The organism is Parabacteroides faecis, assembly GCF_014647375.1.
GTDB lineage: Bacteria > Bacteroidota > Bacteroidia > Bacteroidales > Tannerellaceae > Parabacteroides > Parabacteroides faecis.
Window position 1 is genome coordinate 216,439 of sequence record NZ_BMPB01000014.1, and the last position, 18,256, is coordinate 234,694.

The window sequence follows — 18,256 nt, forward strand, 5'->3', positions numbered from 1 at the left end:
AACGCATATATAAACATATCCGTCAATGTCTATTTTTCACATTCGATATTCTATTATTAATAATCTTTCTTTGGCACATATTCATATACAGACAGTTATTATACCCTATAAAAGTCAATTCTTAATAATGGAATATTGATTCTGAAATATAGCTATTGTTTGGTACAAAGTTATATCAGTACTTTGTAACATCAAATAAACAATAAAAAGAAAAGTAAATGAACAAGTATTTATTGCGCAATTTTCTTTATGCCATCTGCGTGGCCACCTTGTTGTTTGCCTGCGATGACAATGATGATTCCGATGGTTCCGGAATGAGCGGAATCTATTCCAACAAGTTGAGCGCACCTGAAGGCGGCAACACATTGACCCTGACTTACAGTGGACGTGAGTTCATCGGTAAGGACGTCTCCTTTAAAATGACCAATGACAACACGGCTAACATCACTTTACATGGTATTCTCCCCGGAGAAACCACGACTCTGCTTGAAAACGTGGCTATTTCGGCCGGAAGCAACGGTTATTCTTTTTCCGGAAACGGGACAGGAACAAACGGGACCTCTTTTTCCTATACCGGTTCTGTCGAAAAAAGTAAAATGACTTTGGCTCTGACCGATGTGAAAGTTGCTACCAACCAACTGACTTCAAACGGCAACTGGTATCCGGTGCTGGGAGAATATACCTTGATGCGCTGTGCATTTCATCTGGTGACCGATAATGCCCTCTTAGCACAGTTTGCTCCCATGCTGGAACCTATTGTCGGGAATCTGATCTGTTGGTTTATCAATGAAGTCACTTTCAATCCGGACGGTAATATCACGGCCCGTTATGCCACCATGCCGGAAGGCAAGGCGATCGGCGACCTCATCCAACTTCCCCCAAACAGACAGGACAGCGAATGGATCTCCTCTCCGATCAATCTGGCATCTTATTATGTAAAAGACGATTCGGGGCTTTATATCGTCCCCAATATCGATATGATCCTCTACCAGATCGAGCAAAACAAGACCAAAGCCGACGGAGGCTTGGATGCTGCCGTTATCGCTGCCGTCTACCAGCAACTGAACAAATGGAGTACGACAGGTATCCGGATGAATATCCGTAAAAACTCAGAAACTCCATCCAATAATATGGGCAACCTGATTGCTTACAAAGGCGACATATTCCTGTTCATCGATAAGGAAGAGATAGAAGCCTTCCTCCCTTTATTACCACTGGTAAAAGATCTGCTGCCGGAAGATATGCTCGGCGGTTCACTGGGATCGATGATAGGACCTTTGCTCGACATACTGGCGAACAGCCTGCAACAGACGAAAACACTGGAAATGGGCATGATGTTGAGCAAACAAAAGGATATACAATAATAAACAAAGAGTACAGACATGAAAAAATATACTATATTATTTTTACTGGCCCTTCTGAGCATCCCCTCTTTCGGGCAGATCATGAAAGGATTTGTGTATGACAAAGAGACCAATGAGCCGCTGGCGGGTGTCAACATTACTTTCAAAAGAATCAGCGGAGAAACAAACGGAACGATCTCGGAAGCAGACGGTTCATACCAGATCAACTTGCCGGAAGGCGGTGTCGACCTGCTGTTCAGTTATATCGGTTACGAAAATGAGCAGGTTCCGGTCGTGATCAACCGCAATGAAACAAAGACGCAGAATATATTCATGCGTATCAAAGCCAACCTGCTGGGCGACGTCGTGGTCAGTGCCGGACGTTTCGAGCAGAAGCTGAGTAACGTAACGGTCTCCATGGATCTGCTGAAAGCCGAGGATATTACCAAACAGGCTCCTACCGACCTGAGTGCGACACTGAACACGATGCCCGGTGTGGATATCAATGACAAACAACCTTCTATCCGCGGAGGGAACGGCTGGACATACGGTGTCGGTTCACGCAGTATGGTACTGATCGACGGAATGAGTGCACTTACTTCCGGGACCGGTATCATCAACTGGAACATTGTTCCGCTGGAAAATATCGAACAGGTGGAAGTGATGAAGGGAGCTTCGTCGGTACTTTACGGATCATCCGCCCTGAACGGAGTGATCAATATCCGTACAAAACGCCCGGGTCTTACACCAGTCACGACTTTACGCACTTATTTAGGTATCTACGGAGATCCGGAGAACGAAGAATACCGGTGGAGCGACAAATCATTCTGGAAAGAAGGCAAATACGAAGTGGAACCATTCCTGCGTAAGAACGTATTTTCAGGTATCCGCAATCCGATATATGAAGGAGTCGATTTCTCACATGCCCGCCGCGTCGGCAATTTCGACCTTTCTGCCGGATTGAACATGTTCACGGATGAAGGATATAAAAAACAGGGATACAACAAACGTTTCCGTGCCGGAGGCAACCTGACTTACCACCAGCCGATGAACGACGGCAATTTGCTCAACTATGGATTCAACGTCAACTATATGAGCGATAAATATGCCGATTTCTTCCTGTGGCGTTCTCCGAAAGATGTTTATGAGCCGTCTCCTATCGCCAATATGGGACGCGAAGCAAATACATTTTATATCGACCCGTTCTTTAATTTTACCAATCCGAACAACAATACATCACATAAGGTAAAGGCCCGTTTCTATTATCGCGGGGACAATATTGCTGACGGATCAAACAACGATGCATCCATTACAGATATTCTCGGGAATATGGGGACGGATGTCGGTGCCATCACAGGGATCGTGCAAAATGTACAGAACGGTGATTACAGCATGTTCTATCCGATCATCCAACCGGCTTTGCAGGGTGACCTGAACGGGCTGGTAAACGGAACGACCAATATCCTGGGACAGATATTCCCTACAGCTACTACAGCCGATTACTGCGACTTGCTTTCATGGGTTATGAAACGCGGTATTCCGAGCAGTACGTCCGATCTGGTCCCCTGGTTGTCGAATGCGATCAACCCGAAATCCGATCCGGTCAGTATCGACAAGAACTATACGTATTATCTGGATTACCAGTTCAATAAGAAATGGGATAACGGCACACAGATCACAGCCGGCGCCACTTACGAACATATGCGTAGTACCTCGGTGACAACCGGCAACCATGACAGCGATAATGCCGCCATGTTCTTTCAGTACGACCAGCGCTTTTTCGATCGTCTGAGCGTATCAGCCGGTATGCGTGCGGAATATTACCGTGTCGATGATTTCCTGCGCGAAGCAGATACAAAGATATTCGGAACTAAGATACCGGTAAAGCCGATCTTCCGTGCGGGACTGAACTATCAGTTGGCCGACTACAGCTTTATCCGTGCCAGCTTCGGACAAGGTTACCGTTATCCTTCCCTGACAGAAAAATATGCCCGTAAGGATATCGGTGGTGTCGGCGTATTCCCGAACAATGAAGTAAGGGCAGAAAAAGGGGTGAACGCCGAACTGGGTATCAAGCAGGGATATAAATTCGGTAACCTGATGGGATTCTTCGATGTAGCCGGTTTCTACACACAATATACGGATATGATCGAATTCCGTTTCGGCTTCTTCGATCCCAATTCGTATGCATATGCAAATAGTACGAAGGAAATTCTGGGTATCATCGCACAGGGACAGATGCCGGGTATCGGAGCACAGTTCTACAACGTATCCAAAGCACGTATCTACGGGGCAGAGATAAGTACGAACGGTTTCTATAACTTCAATGCCGACACCAAACTATCCTATAACCTGGGATATGTTTTCATCGAACCGGAAGATGCCGATTACAAGGAGAAGAACGAAATCGAAGCACAGTACAACGATCCTCTCCGTGCAAAAGAAAAATCCAATGATTCCAAGTATCTGAAATACCGTCAGAAACATACGGTGAAAGGTGTTGTCGACCTGCAATGGAAACGCCTGAACCTTGGAATGAACGTTACCTGGAAAAGCAAAATGCTGGCCGTCGACTACCTGATGGTGGACGAACGGGAAAAAGAACAGCCGGATGCCATGGAATATATCCGACAACTCCTGTACGGAAATATCGGTGGGGAAACGCTCAATACGTACTGGAAAGAAAAGAATACGGATTACTGTGTAGTCGACCTGCGTGCAGGTGTGAAAATAACGAAGGACGTGTCGTTCCAGTTCATGATCAATAATCTGTTCAATAAAGAATATTGCACACGTCCGATGCTTGTTTCGGCACCACGGACCTATGTGATGCAACTGAATATGTCATTCTGATAAACCACTAATAATTAGAAAGCCCTGCCGACACGATAATCCGGCAGGGCTTAATTTTTTATATCACTTTTCAGTTATTTCAACAAATCTTCGATCACATGCGGATAATGGGCATATTCCAGCGCATGCACCTTGGTAGCGACCTCGTCCGGCGTATCGGTAGGCAACACTTCACATTCAGCCTGAAAAATGACATCACCTTCGTCGTAATTTTCATTGATATAATGTATCGTAATACCCGATTCCTTCTCTCCGGCAGCCACTACGGCCTCATGCACATGCATGCCATACATGCCCTTTCCGCCATGTTTCGGCAATAAAGCCGGATGAATATTAATGATCTTACCCGGATAAGCACCCAGTAACGCATCCGATATCTTATTCATAAAACCGGCCAGGACGATCAGATCGACCTGATATTCCGCCAGTTTCGCCAGGACAGGCGTTCCCTCCACAAATTCATCACGGGAAAACACAAAGGAAGGAATTCCCAGTTTATTGACACGGGCATGCACGCCCACATTCTTATTATTGGACAAAACAACTGCTACTTTAACAGTTTCACTTTTAGAGAAATACCGGGCTATATTTTCGGCATTCGTACCCGAACCGGATGCAAAAATTGCTACGTTTTTCATATTTTCCTATGTTTTAGTGCACACGAAAAGAAAAAATGTGCAGTTTTCCGTATTTTTAGTGCATTAAATTTGTTTTGTAACATAAAAAATTCTTTTCTTTGCACTGCAAATTTAAAAAGTATATTCGTATTTATTAATCTAAATTGAAAAAGTTATGTCTGAAGTTGCATCTAGAGTAAAAGCTATCATCGTTGATAAGTTAAGTGTTGAAGAAACAGAAGTTACAAACGAAGCAAGCTTTACTAATGATTTAGGAGCAGACTCTCTTGACACTGTAGAGTTGATTATGGAATTCGAAAAGGAATTCGGTATTTCAATTCCTGATGATCAGGCAGAAAAGATTACAACAGTAGGCGACGCAGTTGCTTATATCGAAGCTAACGCGAAGTAATCAATCCTTTTAATTAAAGGTATGGAATTAAAAAGAGTTGTAGTAACAGGTCTTGGTGCCATTACTCCTCTTGGTAATACCCTCGCAGAAACATGGGAGGGTATTATCAATGGGAAGAGTGGAGCCGGTCCTATTACGCAGTTTGATGCATCCAAATTCAAGACACAATTTGCATGCGAAGTTAAAGGTTTCGATCCGTTATCAGTAATGGATCGTAAGGAAGTCCGCAAGTGTGACCGTTATAGTTTATATGCAATAAATGCTGCAAAACAAGCAATCGAAGATGCAGCTATGGACCTGGATAAAGAAGATAAGGACCGTATCGGCGTTATTTTTGCTTCCGGTATCGGCGGTATCAAGACATTTGAAGAAGAAGTTTTAGGATATGCGAAAACAAAAGATACGATCGGACCGAAATTCAACCCGTTCTTCATCCCAAAGATGATTGCGGACATCGCAGCCGGACATATCTCCATGCTTTATGGGTTTCATGGTCCTAACTTTGCTACAGTGTCAGCTTGTGCCTCTTCTACCAATGCAATCGCTGATGCATGCAACTATATCCGTTTGGGTAAAGCCAATGTGATTGTAACAGGTGGTGCGGAAGCTGCTATTGCAGATTCAGGTGTCGGCGGGTTCAACTCGATGAATGCGCTTTCGACTCGTAACGACTCACCCGAAACAGCCTCTCGTCCGTTCAGCGCAAGTCGCGACGGTTTCGTTATGGGAGAAGGTGGAGCCTGTTTGATTTTGGAAGAGATGGAACACGCTTTGGCTCGTGGAGCTAAAATATATGCCGAGATCGCAGGAACAGGATTATCTGCTGATGCATACCATCTGACAGCCTCTCATCCTGAGGGATTAGGAGCGAAGTTAGTGATGCGTAATGCACTGGAAGATGCAGAAATGGCTCCGGAAGATATCGATTATATCAATGTTCACGGAACATCTACTCCGGTAGGAGATGTTTCAGAAGTAAAAGCGATCAAAGAAGTTTTTGGGGATCACGCTTACAAGCTGAATATCAGTTCAACAAAGTCTATGACTGGTCATTTATTAGGTGCGGCCGGAGCCATCGAAGCTATGTTCTGCATCATGGCAATTAAAGATGGAATCATTCCTCCGACTATCAATCATGCAGATGGCGACGATGATCCTGAAATAGATTATAAACTGAATTTCACATTCAATAAAGCTCAAAAACGAGAAATACGGGCGGCATTATCCAATACATTCGGATTTGGCGGCCATAATGCTTGTGCTATTGTTAAAAAATTTGTGAAGTAACGTGTTTACACAACTATACAAAAAGATAAGGCTTCTTAAACACAAGAATAAGGAGCCTTATTCTTCTTTATATAAGATACTGGGATTTTACCCCGATAACATCCACGTTTATGAACAGGCTTTCCTGCATAAATCTTCCTCGGTGGAAGCCAGCGACGGGAAATGGCTGAATAACGAACGACTGGAGTTCTTGGGTGATGCCATATTGGATGCCGTTGTGGCAGACATTGTGTATAAACATTTTCAAAACAAACGGGAAGGTTTCCTGACCAATACCCGTTCCAAAATCGTTCAACGCGAAACACTCAACCGCGTGGCTGTCGAACTGGGTCTCGACAAGATGGTCGTTTACTCCGCCAAGCTGAGTTCGCACAACAATCACATGTACGGAAATGCACTGGAAGCATTGATCGGGGCAATCTACCTGGATCAAGGCTACAGTACCTGCTACAATTTCGTTGAGAATGTGATTATCAGAAAATACATCGACCTGGATAATATTGCCCGCAAAGAGGTTAACTTCAAGTCCAGCCTGATCGAATGGAGTCAGAAGAACAAGCTGGAGATCACATTCGACCTGATAGAATCATTCACCGACAACGACGGGAATCCAGTCTTCCAGACAGGTGTCACCCTGGCCGATATGCAAATCGGCGTCGGCATCGGTTACTCCAAAAAAGAATCGCAGCAGAATGCCGCCAAAATGGCGGTCAAGAAACTGCGTACCGACAAAGCTTTCCAACAATTCATCTCTGAACTGAAGAAAAAGCAGACCGGCGAAAGTACTGCCGATCATGAGTTTGAGGATCTTCCGGAGGAGGATGCGACGACGGAGCATGAGCCGATACCCGCAGAACAAACGAAGAGTAGCCATATACCCGAATGTATCGACGCTACGATCAATGAAGAAGTCCGGTAATTACTTACCGAACGAAATTCCCATTCTTTCTCCCTGAATAATCAGGTCATTTTCCGGAGTGACCAGTTTCAACTTGCCTGCTACTTCCGACAAGGCTATCGATTCCACCTTATCCCCCTTCATACAGACCATACGTCCGAACTGGCGGTTGGCGATCAGTTCCGTAGCATGCCCGCCTAGCCGGGTGGCCAAATTACGGTCGAAAGGCGAAGGATTACCGCCACGCTGGATATACCCCAGTACGGTATCGCGGGATTCTATGCCTGTAGCTGCCTCTATTGTACGGGTAATGTAGTCGGAAGGACGTTTCTTTTCGGGTGTTGCCACTCCCTCGGCAACGACAACGATCGAATAGGGTTTGCCACGATGGGCACGGTCGAGGATTGTCTGGTTCACCTTATCCATATCATATCCCAGCTCCGGCAGTAAGATCACATCTGCACCACCCGCCATTCCGGCATACAAGGCGATCCATCCGGCATGATGCCCCATTACTTCCACCACCATCACCCGTTTATGGGAACTGGCAGTCGAATGCAGGCGGTCGATTGCATCCGTTGCAATATTGACAGCCGTATCGAAACCAAAAGTTATATCCGTTCCCCAGACGTCATTATCGATCGTCTTGGGCACACCGATAATATTCAGGCCGAGAGCCGAAAGCATACCGGCAGTCTTCTGCGTGCCGTTTCCACCGATACAGACCAGGCAATCTAATCCTAATTCTTCATAATTCTGTATAATGACCTGCGGCTTTTCGCTTTCCCCGGAAGCGAGTAACTTACGAAACGGTTTTTCGCGGGAAGTTCCGAGAATCGTTCCGCCCAGGTTCAGGATACCGGACAGGCTGCGTTCATCGAACGATTGAATATCTTTGTTCAGCAGTCCAACAAAACCACTATGAATTCCGATCACTTCCATGCCATAATGCATTATGGCTGTTTTACCGACACCACGAATCGTTGCGTTTATACCGGGACAATCACCCCCCGAAGAAAGGATACCTATTTTCATTGTTTTGTTAATTATGTATGCAACAAAGATATAAATAAAAAGAGAATGCCTACATTTGCAACCAATACAAATAAAAAGAGCATGGATATTTTAACAAATACAATATCACTACTCTTCCGCCCCCGGCAAAAGGAGATAGAAAAATACGGGCAGGAGACAGACCGCTTACAGCGCAAGCAGTTGCGGTCGCTGTTATCGACTGCACGCAACACGGAATGGGGGTTGAAATATGATTACAAAAATATCAAACGATACGAAGATTTCTGCCAGCGGGTTCCGCTACAGCTATATGACGATATCAAACCTTATGTGACCCGGATGATCAACGGAGAGAGGAACATACTCTGGCCTTCGGTCGTCAAGTGGTACGCTAAAAGCAGCGGTACCACAAACGATAAAAGCAAATTTCTTCCCGTCACCCCCGAAGTTCTTCATAGTTGTCACTACCAGGGAGGCTTCGATACGGTAGCTCTTTATCTCCGTAATAATCCGGAAAGCCACTTTTTCTCTAAAAAAGGATTAATCCTCGGCGGCAGCCACAGTCCTTCCCCAATCAATCAAAAATCCCATTGCGGAGACCTTTCAGCCGTATTATTGCAAAACCTGAGTCCGCTAGTCAACCTGATGCGTGTTCCGGCAAAGCGGATCATCCTGATGGACGAATGGGAAAGTAAAATAAAAGCGATCGTCGACAGCACGTGGAATGAGGATGTCAACAGTCTTTCCGGCGTTCCATCCTGGATGCTGGTTCTGATCAAATCGGTACTGAAGAAGACCGGACGGGAATACCTGACCGACGTTTGGCCGAATATGGAAGTATTTTTCCACGGGGGGATCAGTTTCGAACCTTATCGGGAACAATATAAAGCCCTCATTCCTTCGGATAAGATGCATTATATGGAAACATACAATGCATCGGAAGGATTCTTCGGGATACAGGATGATCCGGCAGACCACAGTCTGTTGCTGATGCAGGATTACGGTGTATTCTACGAGTTCATACCGATGTCGGAAGTAGGAACTCCCAATCCGACCGTCTTGCCTTTGGAAGCTGTGGAAACAGGAAAGAATTATGCGATGGTCATAACGACCTCCGGAGGATTATGGCGTTACCAAATCGGCGACACAGTACGTTTTACCTCACTGTTCCCGCATAAATTCGTTATTTCGGGAAGGACCAAACATTATATCAATGCCTTCGGAGAAGAACTGATGGTCGATAATGCGGATAAGGCGATCAGCAAAATAAGCCGCCAGACAGGAGCCGTCGTAAAGGAATATACAGCTGCCCCTCTTTTCATGCTCGACAAGGCAAAAGGACTCCATCAATGGTTTATCGAATTTGAAAAGAAGCCGCCTTCCGTAGATGAGTTCGCATCCTTGCTGGATAAAGCATTACAGGAGCTGAATTCGGATTATGAGGCCAAGCGTTATAAAGAAATATCACTCCAACCTTTAGAAATCGTTGTAGCCCACGAAGGAGCTTTCTACGAATGGCTTAAACAGAAGGGCAAACTGGGTGGCCAGCATAAAATACCGCGTCTAGGCAATGACCGGACACATATCGAAGAACTGCTGGCAATCAACAGCAGGCTAACCCCTTCTCAAAACGCATAGGAGAAATAGACTCCCCCGCCCTGTTCATTAAATGTCGGGGCGATCACCATATTCCTGGCTGCTTTGCTGTTTACTTTACGGGCAATGGTATTGCGGAGGGGAAAATAAGCCCAGTAGGCCAATTCGACGGAAAGGATACCGAAACCGGCACCCGCTATTACATCTGCTACCCAATGCCGGTTATTGTACAAACGGGAACCGGCTACAAACAAAGCTATCGCATATCCTGAATAAGCCAGTACGGGGCTACTATCCTTAAACTCTTTATAGGCCATGTGTGCTCCCAGAAACGCATTGGCCGTATGCCCCGAAGGAAAAGAATACGGACCGCCATCCGGACGTGTCTCCTTTACCGTATATTTTAAAGTACGTGTCATAACAGCATTCATCCCTTCCGCCAAAGTCACAAGCATCAGTTGATCCACCCAGTTATGTTTCTCCTTCCCCATCAGGTCGCAGACAAATACCCATCCGAGCATCCCCCATTCCAGATAGTCGTCCGCCCGTATCTTTTTCACATCGCTTTTCCGGGAGAAAAAATGAAAGTCATTCATCCCGTCAATAGCCGTTCCTACCGCCCCGACTGTAATCAGGGAAGCCGGAAGTATCAGATGCTTCGCATTGAATTTATATTCGATAACAGGCATTTTCTGTTTCAGGCTGTCAGACTGTACGGCTCCATCCTGTGCCTTGACAGGCAATAAACAGACTATCATTAAAAACATAGAAATATAAAAGGAGGTTCTCATTCCTACAGGCTTTATCTTTTATTCAGGTCACAAAGAAACAAAAAATAACTTATCTTTGTTTCTATATAGAACGATATCCGTTTATAAACAAATTAAAATCATTCATTCCGATGAAAAAAACTTACAACGGGCTTATCCTATCAGCTCTGATCATTTGTGCAGGACTTCTTTCTTCCTGCGGACAACAAAAAGCAAAACAAGTATCCGGTACAGAACAAGACTCCACCGAAATGGTTGGAAATGACAAAGACGAACATGGCTGCATCGCCTCTGCTGGTTATACATGGTCGGAAGTACAACAGAACTGCATCCGCCTATTCGAGTCCGGCATACGCCTCGAGGCTGTCGACGGCAAATCATCCGCTTATCTGGTATTCAGTCCCGATTCACTAAAAGCAGAATTATTCTTTTCGAACGATGCTCCCAATGAAATACTCGACCGGCGCTCACTTCCGGCTGGCGATTATGCCTGGAATATAGAAGATGACGATACAAAAAATGTACGCCGGGTCGACGGTGTATGGACGATCAGCCAGCGGGGTAAAGAAATCTATCGTCAGAACAAGAAAGATGCCGACAATTCATTAGGTAACATTCAGACACAAACTTATGAAGGCGTTTTGCCTTGTGCCGACTGTCCGGGCATCCGTTACGACCTGACCATCCGCAGCCGCGAGAAAAGCGGAGAAGGAACTTTCTCTCTCTCTCACAGACATACCTGGAAGCAGAAGACGGTAAAGATGCAACATTCGTCACAAACGGAAAATGCATCACCCTACAGGATATACCGGGAGAAAAGAATGTAACCGTATGGCAACTGGTTTCCGACAACGGGGATGAAGTGATGAATTTCCTTTGTGAAAACGATTCGACAATCACACTGATCGGCGATGATTTCAAGAAAGCGGAAACAGAACTGAACTACAGTTTGAAAAAAGTACAGAAGTAACAGAGACAAGTTCTCTGGCCAAACATTACTTTTTAAGGCAATCACAAAAAACAGTACCGCCATGCCAAACGGATTCCATCCTTGGCCTATAAAAAAAGACTGGTCTTTTGAAATGTTAAGACCTGAGTTTTGATTTCAAAATAAGGGACTTTCATTTTTAAAAGACCAGTCTTTTTTCCAGATTCTACCCTTTCATCCTTTCTTCTGCTATGCAGATTGTTTTTCAAACGATTGAAATAGATGACTGCTGAAACATCATTCAATTATTCGTTTTTTACATTTAAGATTCAAGAATATATTTATCTTTGCGGATTAAGGACCTTCTGAAAATTATGGGTTATGGCGTACGATGAAAACACATTGGCAGGAATGAAACAGTTTTTGAAACTTCTTCCTGATACAATTTTAATAGTTAACAAAGAGGGGATAATTGAAGATCTGCTCAATTATCAGCCCGAAATATCTCTGTCTCTCACGCCACAGCAACAGAAAGGGCAAACCATCCAGGATTTATTCCACTATAAGAATTTAAAGGGAGACTCCGGCAATAAACTGCTGAACGCCTTTCTGGATACGATGCAAACACGTAAACCGAACACCATTCATTACGAAGTGGAGAATGACGGTCACACAGGTTATGCGGAAGGGTATATAATTCCTTTTGAAGACCATACTTTCGGTATCTTCCGGAATATGACCCGACGGATGGAGACTCAACTTGAGATCATCAATGAGAAGAACAAACTGTCGATGGCTTTAAAAGCCGGAAATCTGTCTGTATGGTCTTATCTCCCCGATAGCGATTCTTTTGACCTGGCCGATGAGAATACAGTGCCGCAACCAGGAATGAAATTATGGGATGTTACCAAGCAACTCATTCCGGAAGACAGGGAACGCCATGTCAGGCTGGTCACCGATATCGTTAATGAAAAGCATAAACAAAGTACCGAACAATTCCGCCTGCTGACTCCCGAAGGACAAATCAGGTGGTACGAGATCTACTCGATGGGTATTCACGGAGAAGATGGGAAAATTGACCGCCTGATCGGAACCCAGAAAGATATTACCGACCAGAAAAACAAAGTACAGGAACTTATCGAAAATCGCCAGCAACGTGATCTGCTCCTGCAGATTACCAATATGATCATTTGGGAATACGATCGTAAAACAGATATCTGCACTTCTATCAGAGAATCCTTATTTTTCGATCATAATACGACGCTAAAAGATATTTATGAGACAGTGGCTCCCGAACATCAGAAGATGTATTTAAAGGCATATGATGATATTCTGAACAAACGATCAGAATTAATGAATATTCAGTTCCGGGTAAAAGAGCTGAACGGTCCGTACCGATGGGTCAGGCTGATCGCTAAAGTATCCAAATATGATAAGGATGGAAATGTTCATAAACTGATCGGGACACGTGAAGATATAACGGAAGAGATAGAGCGGGAACAAAGGTTGCGCAACTATATACAACGTAGCGAACTGGCAATCCAGGCCGCCAATATTATACAATGGGACCTGGATATCAAGACACAGGAATATACCCGGCTGTATCCTGATCCGGTCGCTCCCGGAAACTTCATCCGGGGATCGTTCAATTTCACGGTTCATCCGGACGACCGTCTTATTTTACAACAGGAACAGGATAAACGTATCCGCGAATGTAAAGGATACAGCAACCTGCATTTACGGATCATGCTGGATGGAGACACGGATTACCGCTGGACAAATACCTTCTCCGTTCCGCTGGAATATTATCCCGACGGAAGTATTAAAAGCGTAACAGGTCTTCTGATCGATATCACACATATCGAAAAAGTAGAGGAAGGTAACCGGATGAAAATGGCTTTCCTCGCCAATATGAGCCACGAAATACGAACGCCCCTGAATGCTATCGTCGGTTTTTCGCAGCTTTTAGCCCAGACCGATGAGCATGAAGACAAAGAAGAATTCGTCCGGATCATTGAAGAGAACAACGACCTGCTGTTACAAATCATCAATGATATACTCGACATTTCCAAAATTGATGCGGGGAAGATGACTTTCAACTACAGCGATTTTGATATTACGGAAATAATAACAGACCTGAAGCAGGTTTATAATTCCCATTTATCACCGAAAGTAAAATTTATCTGTAATCTGCCTTATAAAAAATACATGATCCGTTCCGAAAAGAACAGACTGATACAGGTAATAACCAACTTGCTGAACAATGCGGTCAAGTTCACCTCGGAAGGATCGATTACAATCGGTTATGAAATAATTCCGAAGGGATTGTCTTTCTATGTTTCCGACACGGGAAAAGGGATCGACAAAGAAAATCTAAAACATGTTTTTGAACGTTTCGCTAAATTCGACAAATTTGTACCCGGCACCGGACTCGGACTCTCCATTTGCCAGATGATCGTGAATAAACTGGGAGGTGAAATATCTGTTGAATCTGAATTCGGAAAAGGTAGCACGTTCCGGTTTACGATAGCGTGCGAAGCAAATACTGAAATTAACTAAAAAACTACCGGTCTAAAAGATGTGATCTTTTAGACCGGTAACATTCTTATTAGAAACGAAATAAGACAAATTAATTTTCCACTTTCAAATCCTTTTTCTCATCAAAACCACCATCAAACTGATTATCCTTGATGTCGTAATTGATCACACGCTGGAAGAAGAAACGATGCTTATTCCAGTGGAAAGCCGGATATTGGTTGTTTTGCTTGATTACATTGTTGCGGAAAACCAGTCCGTCTACCGACTTTGCATACAGGATCGGAGCGTCGAATGTTTCGAACTCGTTATTCTCGATCACGATGCCGCTGTGGAAATATTTCTTCTGATCTTTCAGGTCTGGGATTTCAGGATAAATAGAAATAATGGCGTTCGTGAACTGGAACATATTCGTCAATGAGTTAATGAACTTGTTATCACGGATCAGGACATCATGGCAGGCACCGGTCTCAAACCAACCGTTACAATCGCCGCATAACAGGATGGCGGTACCGGAAGTATGGTCGAAAATATTCTTTTCCACAACGGTTTTCTTCGGAGTACTGAACAAAGAACCACGGGCACGGTTATTACGGATCGTATTGTCGGCAAAATAAACTTCCGGCGTCCACTCCAGGTTTTCGATGCCGAAAGTGCCGACTTCACTAATCGCCGGATCAATGGCTTTTTCAAAAACGATCTCAAACTGTTTGGCCCCATGCGCACCCGGTTTATCCATCGCTTTGATAGAAACAACCTTATTCTGGTCGCCTATAATCTCCATTGTCTTCGAATCGATGAACTGTACGGCATCTCCCGGGAATCCCCATTCAAAACCATAACTCTGTCCATGCATATACTCACCGAGCAACGTCTTGTCGTCTACGCGTTTCTGTATTTTCAGATAGGTGCCGTGCACGTTGATTGCATCATCCATCATACCTTCATACAAACCACCCACTGAAATGATCTTTCCTTTACAGCCGGAGAAATGGGTAGCATCTGCCTGTGTTGTAAAATAACGGGGATCGTTATCACCGCGAAGGCATACCGAAAATTTATCCAGCGTGATATTCTCGCTCATCTGAGCCAGCAATCCCATTCCTTCCGCATAATGAACCTGGATATTTTCAAGAATCGTATTCGTATCATAGGAGACAAAAATACCCGGTGTAGGACGCCCCCAGCCACGCATAGCCACAACAGTTCCGGGAATCAGTTTCTTATTATTCCATTTGGCAGATTTGATCACGCGAGGAGAGATCTCGGATACGCCTTTCGAACCGATACTGATATCGCTGGTCGTATAAACAAGACGTTTCGTATCTCCTTCGAAAGCGATTCCCCAGGCAGGTGAATGCTCCCAGCCTTCGCCTTTGGCATAAAAGACACTGTCGCGTATTTCATACTCCACCCACGGAGCTACTTCATACGTTATCGCACCGGCAACCGTATCGTTTTCCAATACTTTCACCTGACTGATATGCGGATTTTCAAAATCAATACTGAAGTTTTTCAACGTACAGTTCTCCGAATTGATCAGTGAAACCGGTAGCATACGTCCGTGGAAAATCAACTCCGAACCTTGCCCGTCGAAAACGATATTCTTCATGTTCTCAAAAGGAAGTCCCACCAGTTTCGGATTGTCCTGATCATGATTGGAGATGAAATACTCCTTTTGGGCGGCCCCTTCAGGATAAAAATCATAGCGTCCTTTAGGTAGAACGATCGTAATAGTATCGCTCCCGGTATGGGAAGCAGCAATCTGTTCCAACGCCTTTGCCATTAAAGGAGAAGCATTGTCTTTTTGGTCAGGAACAAGACCGAAATTCGACAAATCATAGGGATTCTTCGTCTGGGAACAGGAACAAAACATCACCAGACAGAATAAGATAGCAATAAAAGTTTGAGTGTTTTTCATATTACGTGTTTTCTAAACATTAACCGGACAAATATACGGATTCTTTGCAACTTTGTTGCACCTTGTTTCCTTTACCTTTGTATCAGGAAAACAAATAAAGAGTAAAAAGATATGGGACATTGTAATTGCAACCACTGTCATAACGAACAAAAAAGTAAAGTTTCACCTTATCTTCTCCCGACAATCTCTTTTCTTATGTTATTGGGAGGGATCGCCCTACAGGTGATGGAAGCAGAGTTTTTCAATCAAACGATACGACTTATATGGTATGTGCTGGCTTATCTGCCGGTCGGACTGCCGGTTATGAAAGAAGCGGTAGAGAGTATCCGTGAAAAAGATATCTTCAGCGAGTTTACACTGATGTGTATTGCAACACTCGGTGCTTTTTATATCGGGGAATATCCGGAAGGAGTAGCCGTCATGTTGTTCTACTCTATCGGAGAACTATTCCAGGGAAATGCCCTGGCGAAAGCCCGTAAGAACATAAGCGCCCTGCTGGACGTCCGTCCTGAAACAGCAACCGTCGTGCGTAATAACGAATACTTCCGGACTGCCCCCGCCGATGTGACTCCGGGAGAGATCATTGAAGTAAAAGCCGGCGAACGGGTTCCTCTCGACGGGAAGTTACTAAGCGGGACTGCCGACTTCAACACGGCAGCCCTTACCGGGGAGAGCGTACCGCGTACGATCAGCCAGGACGAAGAGGTGCTGGCCGGAATGATCGTAACCGACAAAGTGATCCGCCTAGAGGTAACGAAACCTTATAACCAGAGTGCCCTGGCGCGTATCCTCGAACTGGTACAGAACGCATCGGAACGGAAAGCTCCGGCAGAACTGTTCATCCGCAAATTCGCACGTATCTATACGCCGATCGTAACCGGAATGGCTTTCCTGATCGTTTTACTGCCTTATTTATATTCATTGATACAACCGGACTTCCTGTTTATTTTCAACGACTGGCTGTACCGGGCACTGGTATTTCTGGTTATCTCCTGCCCTTGTGCACTGGTTATCAGTATCCCACTGGGTTATTTCGGAGGGATCGGAGCCGCTTCCCGGCAAGGTATCTTATTTAAAGGAGGTAATTATCTGGATGCCATTACCAAAATTAATACAGTCGTATTCGATAAGACCGGTACACTGACCAAAGGGATATTCGAAGTACAATCCTTATCAGCGGCCGATCATCTGTCGGAAAAAGAACTGCTCCGCATTATTGCTTCTGTTGAAAGCCGCAGCAACCATCCGATCGCCAAGGCGATTCTTTCCTATGCCCGTCAGCAACAAACGGAAATAGATACGACCATCGAAACAACCGAACTGGCAGGTTACGGATTAAAAGCAGTGATCGATGGAAAGGAAGTATTGGTCGGTAACACCCGCCTGTTGGATTCGGCAGGAATTTCATTCCATTCGGATGAAAATAAAGTTTCATCCGAGAGAAATTTTATTTTCTCCCGGTTGAATGAGATTCCCGAAACAGTTGTTGTCTGTGCCATCGACAGGCAATATGCCGGTTATATCCTCCTGGCCGATACGCCTAAAGAGGATGCAGCAACAGCTATCAAACAATTAAAAGAATTAAATATTAATAACTTAGAGATATTATCCGGAGATAAACAAATAATTGTTTCTAAATTAGCTACCCGTTTAGGAATCCCGCATGCATACGGTGATCTCCTGCCGGAAGGCAAAGTTGCCCATCTGGAAGAGCTGAAACGGAATCCGGAGAACCGGATAGCCTTTGTCGGTGACGGAATCAACGATGCTCCGGTACTTGCCCTGAGCGATATCGGTATCGCGATGGGCGGATTGGGCAGCGATGCTGCGATTGAAACGGCAGACGTGGTGATCCAGACCGACCAGCCCAGTAAAGTGGCTACGGCGATCCGCATCGGAAAGTTCACACGCAATATCGTATGGCAGAACATTGCGTTGGCATTCGGAGTCAAGCTGGTCGTCCTGATCCTGGGAGCCGGTGGTGTCGCAACCATGTGGGAAGCTGTATTTGCAGATGTGGGAGTCGCCTTATTGGCGATCCTCAACGCAGTAAGAATTTTAAGGACAAACAACCCCGACTGA

13 protein-coding genes are annotated in these 18,256 nt (G+C 44.9%); 9 read left to right on the plus strand and 4 right to left on the minus strand.

The features are described 5' to 3' along the window. The first annotated feature begins 218 nt into the window (after positions 1 to 218). Together IEY67_RS20090 and IEY67_RS20095 are read left to right on the plus strand one after the other, a co-directional pair. Positions 219 to 1,364, plus strand: coding sequence for a DUF4925 domain-containing protein (locus tag IEY67_RS20090; RefSeq protein ID WP_183672005.1), 1,146 nt, complete (start codon positions 219 to 221; stop codon positions 1,362 to 1,364). 18 nt (positions 1,365 to 1,382) lie between these two features. Next, positions 1,383 to 4,196 carry a TonB-dependent receptor gene (locus IEY67_RS20095; RefSeq protein ID WP_183672006.1) on the plus strand — a complete coding sequence of 938 codons (2,814 nt, stop codon included), beginning with the start codon at positions 1,383 to 1,385 and terminating at the stop codon, positions 4,194 to 4,196. 74 nt (positions 4,197 to 4,270) lie between these two features. Here IEY67_RS20095 and purN read toward each other — a convergent pair whose 3' ends face one another. Beyond that, positions 4,271 to 4,834, minus strand: coding sequence for a phosphoribosylglycinamide formyltransferase (gene purN, locus IEY67_RS20100; protein ID WP_183672007.1), 564 nt, complete (start codon positions 4,832 to 4,834; stop codon positions 4,271 to 4,273). A gap of 154 nt (positions 4,835 to 4,988) precedes the next feature. Here purN and IEY67_RS20105 point away from each other — a divergent pair, with 154 nt between their 5' ends. From IEY67_RS20105 to rnc, 3 genes are read left to right on the plus strand one after another with little or no spacing between them, the layout of a single operon-like run. Next, a complete protein-coding gene (locus IEY67_RS20105; RefSeq protein WP_009860668.1) occupies positions 4,989 to 5,225 on the plus strand; it encodes an acyl carrier protein in 237 nt (78 codons plus the stop codon). A 21-nt stretch (positions 5,226 to 5,246) separates the two neighbouring features. Next, on the plus strand, positions 5,247 to 6,512 hold the full coding sequence (gene fabF, locus IEY67_RS20110) for a beta-ketoacyl-ACP synthase II (protein WP_183672008.1): 1,266 nt from the start codon (positions 5,247 to 5,249) through the stop codon (positions 6,510 to 6,512). Between the two features lies 1 nt (position 6,513). Next, positions 6,514 to 7,431, plus strand: a complete 918-nt coding sequence (gene rnc / locus IEY67_RS20115) for a ribonuclease III (protein WP_183672009.1) — start codon at positions 6,514 to 6,516, stop codon at positions 7,429 to 7,431. On the opposite strand, the gene IEY67_RS20120 is transcribed toward rnc, so the two are convergent. Beyond that, the gene (locus IEY67_RS20120) at positions 7,432 to 8,445 is read right to left on the minus strand and encodes an ATP-dependent 6-phosphofructokinase (RefSeq protein WP_122353483.1); all 1,014 of its coding nucleotides are present in this window, start codon (positions 8,443 to 8,445) and stop codon (positions 7,432 to 7,434) included. Between the two features lie 81 nt (positions 8,446 to 8,526). Here IEY67_RS20120 and IEY67_RS20125 point away from each other — a divergent pair, with 81 nt between their 5' ends. Then, a complete protein-coding gene (locus IEY67_RS20125) occupies positions 8,527 to 10,062 on the plus strand; it encodes a GH3 auxin-responsive promoter family protein (RefSeq protein ID WP_183672010.1) in 1,536 nt (511 codons plus the stop codon). Here IEY67_RS20125 and IEY67_RS20130 read toward each other — a convergent pair. Next, positions 10,050 to 10,778: a phosphatase PAP2 family protein gene (locus tag IEY67_RS20130; RefSeq protein ID WP_229801147.1), complete on the minus strand. Its 729-nt coding sequence runs from the start codon at positions 10,776 to 10,778 to the stop codon at positions 10,050 to 10,052. The two genes, IEY67_RS20125 and IEY67_RS20130, sit on opposite strands and share 13 nt — an antisense overlap. 143 nt (positions 10,779 to 10,921) lie before the next feature. Between IEY67_RS20130 and IEY67_RS20135 the strand changes: the two genes are divergently transcribed. Further along, on the plus strand, positions 10,922 to 11,617 hold the full coding sequence (locus IEY67_RS20135) for a copper resistance protein NlpE N-terminal domain-containing protein (protein ID WP_229801146.1): 696 nt from the start codon (positions 10,922 to 10,924) through the stop codon (positions 11,615 to 11,617). Positions 11,618 to 12,099: 482 nt separating this feature from the next. After that, positions 12,100 to 14,277, plus strand: a complete 2,178-nt coding sequence (locus IEY67_RS20140; RefSeq protein ID WP_122353488.1) for a PAS domain-containing sensor histidine kinase — start codon at positions 12,100 to 12,102, stop codon at positions 14,275 to 14,277. A 70-nt stretch (positions 14,278 to 14,347) separates the two neighbouring features. On the opposite strand, the gene IEY67_RS20145 is transcribed toward IEY67_RS20140, so the two are convergent. Continuing rightward, complete coding sequence (locus tag IEY67_RS20145; RefSeq protein WP_183672012.1) at positions 14,348 to 16,174, minus strand: alpha-1,3-galactosidase-related protein; 1,827 nt, start codon at positions 16,172 to 16,174, stop codon at positions 14,348 to 14,350. A gap of 111 nt (positions 16,175 to 16,285) precedes the next feature. Here IEY67_RS20145 and IEY67_RS20150 point away from each other — a divergent pair, with 111 nt between their 5' ends. Continuing rightward, positions 16,286 to 18,256 carry a heavy metal translocating P-type ATPase gene (locus tag IEY67_RS20150; protein WP_183672013.1) on the plus strand — a complete coding sequence of 657 codons (1,971 nt, stop codon included), beginning with the start codon at positions 16,286 to 16,288 and terminating at the stop codon, positions 18,254 to 18,256.

Excerpts from the sequence above, each read along its gene's own strand:
- IEY67_RS20090 (WP_183672005.1), top strand. The coding sequence starts at position 219 with ATGAACAAGTATTTATTGCGCAATTTTCTTTATGCCATCTGCGTGGCC.
- IEY67_RS20095 (WP_183672006.1), top strand. The coding sequence starts at position 1,383 with ATGAAAAAATATACTATATTATTTTTACTGGCCCTTCTGAGCATCCCC.
- purN (WP_183672007.1), bottom strand. The coding sequence starts at position 4,834 with ATGAAAAACGTAGCAATTTTTGCATCCGGTTCGGGTACGAATGCCGAA.
- IEY67_RS20105 (WP_009860668.1), top strand. The coding sequence starts at position 4,989 with ATGTCTGAAGTTGCATCTAGAGTAAAAGCTATCATCGTTGATAAGTTA.
- fabF (WP_183672008.1), top strand. The coding sequence starts at position 5,247 with ATGGAATTAAAAAGAGTTGTAGTAACAGGTCTTGGTGCCATTACTCCT.
- IEY67_RS20120 (WP_122353483.1), bottom strand. The coding sequence starts at position 8,445 with ATGAAAATAGGTATCCTTTCTTCGGGGGGTGATTGTCCCGGTATAAAC.
- IEY67_RS20125 (WP_183672010.1), top strand. The coding sequence starts at position 8,527 with ATGGATATTTTAACAAATACAATATCACTACTCTTCCGCCCCCGGCAA.
- IEY67_RS20130 (WP_229801147.1), bottom strand. The coding sequence starts at position 10,778 with ATGATAGTCTGTTTATTGCCTGTCAAGGCACAGGATGGAGCCGTACAG.
- IEY67_RS20135 (WP_229801146.1), top strand. The coding sequence starts at position 10,922 with ATGAAAAAAACTTACAACGGGCTTATCCTATCAGCTCTGATCATTTGT.
- IEY67_RS20140 (WP_122353488.1), top strand. The coding sequence starts at position 12,100 with ATGGCGTACGATGAAAACACATTGGCAGGAATGAAACAGTTTTTGAAA.
- IEY67_RS20145 (WP_183672012.1), bottom strand. The coding sequence starts at position 16,174 with ATGAAAAACACTCAAACTTTTATTGCTATCTTATTCTGTCTGGTGATG.
- IEY67_RS20150 (WP_183672013.1), top strand. The coding sequence starts at position 16,286 with ATGGGACATTGTAATTGCAACCACTGTCATAACGAACAAAAAAGTAAA.